At 52.1% G+C, this 7,533-nt stretch carries 6 protein-coding genes; 2 read left to right on the top strand and 4 right to left on the bottom strand.

The window, feature by feature from the left end:
- Both B2067_RS08705 and B2067_RS08700 read left to right on the top strand, forming a co-directional pair.
- Positions 1 to 2,139 (top strand): YhdP family protein (locus B2067_RS08705; protein WP_301388146.1); only part of this gene is annotated, 2,139 nt, incomplete at its 5' end.
- Positions 2,139 to 2,930 carry a carbon-nitrogen hydrolase family protein gene (locus B2067_RS08700; protein WP_301388145.1) on the top strand — a complete coding sequence of 264 codons (792 nt, stop codon included), beginning with the start codon at positions 2,139 to 2,141 and terminating at the stop codon, positions 2,928 to 2,930. The genes B2067_RS08705 and B2067_RS08700, both read left to right, overlap by 1 nt.
- Before the next feature lie 34 nt (positions 2,931 to 2,964).
- Here B2067_RS08700 and B2067_RS08695 read toward each other — a convergent pair whose 3' ends face one another.
- The 4 genes from B2067_RS08695 to mgtE all read right to left on the bottom strand — a co-directional run.
- Positions 2,965 to 4,695 carry a bifunctional protein-serine/threonine kinase/phosphatase gene (locus B2067_RS08695; protein WP_297530699.1) on the bottom strand — a complete coding sequence of 577 codons (1,731 nt, stop codon included), beginning with the start codon at positions 4,693 to 4,695 and terminating at the stop codon, positions 2,965 to 2,967.
- A gap of 81 nt (positions 4,696 to 4,776) precedes the next feature.
- Positions 4,777 to 5,586: a formate/nitrite transporter family protein gene (locus B2067_RS08690; protein WP_068435634.1), complete on the bottom strand. Its 810-nt coding sequence runs from the start codon at positions 5,584 to 5,586 to the stop codon at positions 4,777 to 4,779.
- Between the two features lie 357 nt (positions 5,587 to 5,943).
- On the bottom strand, positions 5,944 to 6,456 hold the full coding sequence (gene yjgA / locus B2067_RS08685) for a ribosome biogenesis factor YjgA (protein WP_301378321.1): 513 nt from the start codon (positions 6,454 to 6,456) through the stop codon (positions 5,944 to 5,946).
- A 47-nt stretch (positions 6,457 to 6,503) separates the two neighbouring features.
- Positions 6,504 to 7,533 (bottom strand): magnesium transporter (mgtE, locus tag B2067_RS08680; protein ID WP_301388144.1); only part of this gene is annotated, 1,030 nt, incomplete at its 5' end.

Below are 7,533 nucleotides of genomic sequence, written 5' to 3'. Positions count from 1 at the left end.
CGGGTTAAATTACGCGACACCCGTGCGGGTACCGAGCTATCCCTTAATGGTCATATCGAAGGTGACAGCAGTGAGGCGTTACTCTATCTGCAGGAGACACCACTGGCGGATCTGATTGATCGATCTCTCGATGATTGGCTGGCTACAGGCTCAGCAGCAACCGATCTCAGTCTGTCGATGATTCTTGGTGACGAAGATGCTACGCCAGATGTTGAGCTGCGCAGTGTGCTCCAGAATACCGGCATTACGCTCACGTCTGCAGACCTGAAATTCAGCGATCTGAATGGTGCGCTGACGTTTGATACCGATACCGGTTTATTCGCCGACAAACTCAGTGGACGTACTTTTGGTGGCGAGTTTACGCTGGATATTAATTCGGTCGCTACCGGCGACAGTTATCGGATTGATGGCGATGCCTCTGGTAGCGCTGACTGGCAATCGTTTAAACAATGGGCGGACTTATTTTTACTCGACCCGGTAAAAGGCCAGTTGAGCTATCGCGCCAGCCTGGGTATTGACCCCGCTGAAGACAATCCGTTTAACCTCCTGATTGAGTCCGACTTGCAGGGCACAGAGATCTCCCTGCCTGCACCTATGGGTAAAGTATCGGAAGATAAGCGTCGTCTCACAGCCCTTGTGACACCGGGAGAAACCATTGACGTCTCAGTGAATTATGACGATTTATTGAGTACGTCGGTGCGACTCGATGACACGGGTGTAAGCACAGGTGAAGTGGTGCTGGGTGGTGGCGAAGCGCGTATTGATGATAGCCCTGGCATTGATATTACAGGCCGGGTTCAGGGAACGGTGAATGTCTCAGACTGGTGGGATGTCTGGGATCGTATGATGCTGCTGGTGGAAAAAGCAGATGCCCGGGCGCTGGCTCAGGGTTTACCGACCGAGCTTCCTGAAAATACGCTTGGGAATACCAACCCGGTCAGTTCGGTTGAGCTGACTATCGACTCACTGGATGCATGGGATATTCCGATCGGAGCTACTCGTGTTTCTGGTGATCAGGAATTCGGTGAATGGACGATTCAGCTTGCCAATGAAGTTGCGCGAGGCACGGTCGTTATTCGCGAAGACGACAATGATCCTCTGGTTCTGTTGATGGACTTTGTTCATGTGCCAGAGCCCCAGGAACCGGAACCAGAGCAGCAGGAAACACTGGCCAGCTCTGACGCGGGAGAAAATTCAGCCAATGCTTCACAAAATACAGACCCGATGGCGGAATTTATCCCGGCAGATGTCAGCGCTATGGATATCACGATTCAGGAGCTTTATTACGGTACCCGTAATTTTGGTCGTTGGCAGGCAACAACGCGTCCTATTCCATCCGGGTTGAGCTTGCAGGTTCTCGACAGTGACATGAAGGGAATTAAACTTCAGGGAACACTAGACTGGGTTTTACGCGAAGGTCAGCATGCAACGCGTATGACGGAGTTTGATGTCAGTGCGAGTAAGGTCGCCGATATTCAGCGCGCCTTCCGTCTGCAACCTGTGGTTGAGGGCGATAAACTCACTGGCAAATTCAGCCTCGACTGGATTGGCTCGCCCGCTGGTTTTGACACCGAAACGTTAAATGGCAAAGCCAATTTCCGTATTACGAACGGACGTGTGAATGCAGAAGGAGCGGCGGCTCTGAAAGCCTTCGGTGCATTGAACTTTAACTCTATTTTCCGGCGTCTTCGTCTCGACTTTTCGGACCTTGTAGGCTCGGGGCTGGCATTCGATACCATGAAAGGCGCAGCGACTATCGAGCAGGGTGTACTGACGTTAAGTGAGCCTATTACTGTTGATGGTCCGGGCGGTAAATTTCTGACCTCGGGTATGACAGACCTGAATACCACTGAGCTCGATATGAAGCTGGCGGTGACCTTTCCCGTGACTAATACCTTACCTCTGGTCGCCGTACTGGCGGGTTTTGCACCACCCGTCGCTGCATCCATCTACGTCACCGAACGACTCATTGGTGACGAACTGGAGCGCTTTACCAGTGCGAGTTATACCATCTCCGGGACCTGGCAGGAGCCGGATGTAAAACTGAATAAAGCCTTTGATAACGACGTTGAGGGCAAAAAGAGCCGGGGCTTTATGGATCGGGTACTGAGTATTTTTGGCTTGGGAGGAGATGACTGATGACAGGCAGAATTGCCGCGGTGCAATGTACCAGCGTCAGTGATCCGGAAAAGAATAAACGGGCGCTGTCGGTGTTGATTTCTGAAGCAGCTTCTCAGGGGGCAGATCTCGTGCTCCTGCCCGAAATGTGCCTGAGCATGAACAGTGACTATTATCAGGACCTGGCTGAGGACAGCGCAACCCTGGACTGGCTGGCAGCTCAGGCTGCTACCCATTCGTTGTGGCTGGTGGCTGGTGCTGTTCCTCAGCCAGCCCCGGGTGATGACGCCCGTGTTCGTTCTGCGTCACTGGTGTTTAACCCGGAAGGCGAGTTAGTTAAACGCTACGATAAAATTCATTTATTTGATGTCGACGTAGGGGATGCTCAGGGAAGCTACCGGGAGTCTGATACCTTTTCTTCGGGCAGTGACATCGTCAATATCGAAACACCTGTCGGCAATATCGGTCTGACGATTTGTTTTGATCTACGCTTCCCTGAACAGTATCAGGCTCTGCGTGACGCCGGTGCAGATATTATTCTTGTGCCAGCCGCCTTTACACATACTACGGGCGAGGCGCACTGGGAAATTCTGTTGAAGGCCCGGGCCATCGAAACGCAATGTTATGTACTCGCGGCTAACCAGTGTGGCTGGCATGACGACAAACGCCGCACCTGGGGGCACTCGATGATTATTGACCCCTGGGGTGAATCACTGGGAATGCTCCATGAGTCGCCGGGTGTGATTGTTGCCGACGTGGATCTGAAAGTGTTGGAAGACCTCAGAAAGAAAATGCCACTCACTCGTCCATAGTGAGTACTTTAAGCGACTGGCCTTGATGTCATCGTCAGACCAGTCGTTCGTAGAGCAGGCCGAGAACTAATATCAGTAAGATAAAAGAAACCCCTTGCCAGAACCTGACCGGATCTCGCTCCATCACCGGTGGGCGTGATTTCTGAAGGTAGACTGAATTCGGATTTCTCAGATCATAAATAAATTCAGCCGGTTCTTTGTAGCGCATCGCTCGTTTAGGGTGGACCGCCTTTTTAATCGCCTCATCAACCCAGACGGGAATAGCACGTCCGCAACTTCGCACAGAGGTGTAGTGCAGTTTATTCAGGTCCTTACGTTTGGTGATGCGGGCGACATCTGAGCCGTACGGTAAGCGCCCGGTCAGTAGTTCGTAAGTAATTGCACCGAGAGCGTACACATCGGATTCTGTAGAGCCCTGTGCTCCCAGAAAATATTCCGGGGCGGAGTATTGAGCCGTGCCAAGTAACGTCAGGCGCTCGAGCGGTGTATCTATTTCGGTGATGCCTGCTACCTGCGTCGAGCCAAAGTCCAGAATTCGCACGGTGCCATCATTGCCGATCATTAAATTATCGGGTTTAAGGTCCTGATGCAGCATTTCCAGGCGGTGAAAGGCCTGAACGCCACGGGCGGCCTGTTCCATAATTTCCCGGACCTGTTCGAGGGTCGGCTCCGGATGATCACGCATCCACTGGTCAAGCGTCTGGCCTTCGATGTATTCGGTGGTGACGTATATAAAATTGCGGACCCGATGTGATGGACCCGGACGAACTACATAAGGGCTGTCGATCCTTCTGGCAATCCAGTCCTCCAGCAGAAAGCGCTCAAGGTAGGCCGTATTGTCGCGCAGCTCACCGGATGGCGTTTTCAGGATGAGCGTTTGTTCTGTCTCTGTGTCTTTTGCAAGATATACATGGCTGCGTGGGCTGCTGTGTATCTTGCGCAGAATGTTGTAGCCGTCGAACTCATCGCGCGCCTTCAGAGAGGGAGGAAAGGGGAGCTCGGTGAGCTGTTGATGAACGTCCTCTTTATTCTGATCAAGCAGGTGATCAATACGTAAAATCTGGATCGTCAGGTTGTCGTTACTGTTGTTATCCCGTGCGGCTTCGAGGATTTCTCGTGCGGCACGATCAAGATCCGATGAATATTTATTGATCGTACTGATGACCAGCTCGTCGTTGACGAACTCATAAATGCCATCGGTAGCACTGATAAAGATATCACCGACATTGACTGAGAGAGACAGATAATCAATTTCTAGCTGGGTATCCATGCCTAAGGCACGGGTCAGGTAGCTTTGGTCTTCGGAGGTATAAAAACGATGGTCTGTTGTCAGTTGTTCCAGCTGTTTATCTGCAACACGGTAAACACGGCTGTCACCGACGTGAAAAATATGGGCGGTACGGGATTTAATAACTAACCCATTAAAGGTGCAGACATAGCCTTTATTCGGGTCGTAGCTTCTCAGGTTTCTTCTGGCTTGTGCATGTAGCCATGAGTTTGTTGCCTCCAGTACCCTTAGCCCCGAGGTCTTTACTGTCCATGCTTCTGAGGTGCTGAAATAGTCACTGAGAAAGCTCTGAACAGCGGTAGCGCTGGCGTCATGACTGACGTTGCTGCTACTGATGCCATCGGCGAGAGCCATGGCTACGCCTTTGCTTTCGAGAAGAGGGAGCGTTGGGGTGTGAACGGCGTGAAAGTCCTGGTTAATGGCTTTGACGCCTTTATCGCTGCATTGCCCTGTGCTGACTTTCAGCTGCTCTGACATGGTGTTGCCTCGCAGAAAAAACAGATCTGCCTGTGCAATGTGCACAGGCAGAGTGTATTGCTATCCGTCGAAGGGTAGCGATTACAGAGTACGGTCGGCACTCTGACGTACGTGTGTAAAGTACAGTGGCAGAGCGACGAACACAAAACCACCGACAAGGTTACCCAGTGCGGTAGGCAGTTCGTTCCAGATGATGTAGTCCATCACAGTAAAGTCACCGCCCATGATCATTGAGAATGGGAACAGGAACATGTTGACGATGGAGTGCTCGAAACCCATGAAGAAGAACAGCATGATTGGCATCCACATAGCGAACATTTTAGAGATCGCAGAAGTAGATATCATGGCGCCAACAACACCCATAGATACCATCCAGTTGCACAGCATGCCGCGGATGAAAATAGTCAGCCAGCCGTCTACGCCGTGCGATGCATAACCTACGGTACGTGATTCACCAATGGTTGATACTTTGGCTGCGATTGCGCCGCCGTCAGTGTTGTAGCCATAGGTCAGGATGAAAGAGATCATTACCGCAACAGACAGAGCACCCGCAAGGTTGCCGCAGAATACCAGGCCCCAGTTACGCAGCATCTGCGGAACGGTACAGCCAGGACGCTTGTCGATAATCGCCAGTGGCACCAGAGTGAATACACCGGTCAGCAGGTCGAACTTCATCAGGTAGAGCATGATGAAACCTACCGGGAACAGCACAGCCCCCAGAATTGGCGAACCACTTTTCATGGCGACGGTGATCGCGAATACAGCAGCCAGAGCCAGAATAGCCCCAGCCATAAAAGCACGGATCAACGTGTCTTTGGTCGACATGAATATCTTTTCTGCACCGCTATCCACCATTTTTGTGGCGAACTCAGAAGGCATTAAGTAGGACATAGCATTTCCTCGTAATTTGGGGGTGTTCTATCGGCTTTAAAATGAAAAACGGCGTCGCCCCAGTCGGTGATTTACCGATGGGTGTCGACGCCGTTATCGAATTTTTGTCTGATTTTTTGAGAGCCGCCGTTGGCTCACTCAGGACTCTGCAACCGTCGTGCCATATTTTTTTGTTGGAGATAAAACCCTATTAAAACAGGGGCTTAAGTTATAGCAGTCGGTTCTCAGGCAATGGGCAAGAGTAATCACAGACGATGGCAGTGCGATACTCAGGTGCAGGAAAAACAAAAAATGCGCACTAAGTGCGCATCTTTATAGTGAATAAAAAGTAAGCTGGCGGATCACCGGATGAAGCGTTCAGGCGTTGCTGTCGATCTCTTTAATCAGCTGAAAGAGTTTTTTGAATGCGGTGCCTGGCTTTGGTGGCTCGGCCTGCATCTCTTTCTGAGCATTCCGCACCAGATTACGTAATTGCTGGCGATCTGTATCTGGATAGGTATCAAGAAATTCGTTCATCGCCTTACCATCCTTGATCAGGCGATTACGCCATTGCTCTAACTGGCCCATACGACGACCGAAGGCCTCGCTGGATGGGTCGAGCATATCGATCGCCTCCTGCAGGGCGTCGATGTCTTCCGAGCGCATCAGTTTGCCGATGTATTGAAAGTGACGGCGGCGGGCTTCGTGTTTTTTAATACGACGGCTCTCTTCCAGCGCGGCCATTAGCACATCGGTAATCGGAAGGTCAGTCCATTTGGCAGGCGGAAGATTGCACAGCGTTTCTCCGAGTTCCTGATAGCGATGCATTTCACGCTTCATTTCAGTCTTACTGACCAGTTCGTATTCGATGTCGTCGTCTTCGTGGGTCATAAGAACTCCGGAGTATTCAGTGGTGATCAGCTCAGCGACTGGTCAGCTTACAGATAGAAGATTGTGGCGAGCCCGAGAAATGACAGGAAGCCGATCACGTCGGTGACGGTTGTCAGTACTACGCCACCGGCGAGTGCCGGGTCGATACCACGGGCTTTGAGTATCAGTGGTAATGCCGCGCCCGTGACTGCAGCGACCAGTAAATTAATGATAATCGCAGCGCCGATAATGGCGGCGATGCCCGGATCGTTGAACCAGAGCAGAGTAATGACCGCGATGACAGCCGCCCAGAGCACGCCGTTAATGCCTGCGACGATAATTTCCCGGTTAAACAGCCAGCGGAAGTTTGCGCTGGAGAGATGCCCCAGTGCCTGCCCGCGAATAACCAGGGTCAGGACCTGACTGCCAGCGATGCCGCCCATACTGGCAACGATGGGCATCAGTACAGCAAGAGCGACGACCTGTTCGATGGTTTTATCAAACAGGCCGATGACGGCGGAGGCAGCCAGTGCCGTAAGCAGGTTAATGCCCAGCCAGACAGCTCGACGGCGGCTGGTTTTCAGCGCCGGAGCAAAGGTATCTTCTTCTTCATCCAGACCCACGGAACTCATCAGCGAGTGGTCCGCGGTTTCCCGGATAACGTCAACCACGTCATCGATGGTGATACGACCGATAAGTTTGCCCTCTGCATCGACAACCGGAGCCGATACAAGGTCGTGTCGTTCGAACAGTTTGGCAACGTCTGTGTCCTGCATGGTGGCAGGGATCACCCGGGCGTCGGTGGTCATCACCTCACGCACGGTCTGGTTGGGATCGCTGACAAGAAGCTTGTTGATGGTCAGGATGCCAATAAATTCGTTGTTCCGGTTTACGACCAGAAGGTTATCCGTCATTTCTGGCAGCGTCGGGTGGCGACGCAGGTAACGCATAACAACTTCGAGCGTGATGTCAGGACGGATGGTCACCGTATCGGTGTTCATCAGACCACCGGCGCTGTCCTCCGGGTAGCCCAGTACCTGTTCAAGACGGGTACGGTCCTGCTGGTCCATCGCGTCGAGTACTTCCTGGGTAACGCGT

This window comes from Thalassolituus sp. UBA2590, from assembly GCF_002339775.1.
Classification (GTDB): Bacteria; Pseudomonadota; Gammaproteobacteria; order Pseudomonadales; family Oceanobacteraceae; genus Thalassolituus.
This window is presented reverse-complemented; position numbering and strand designations above follow the sequence as displayed.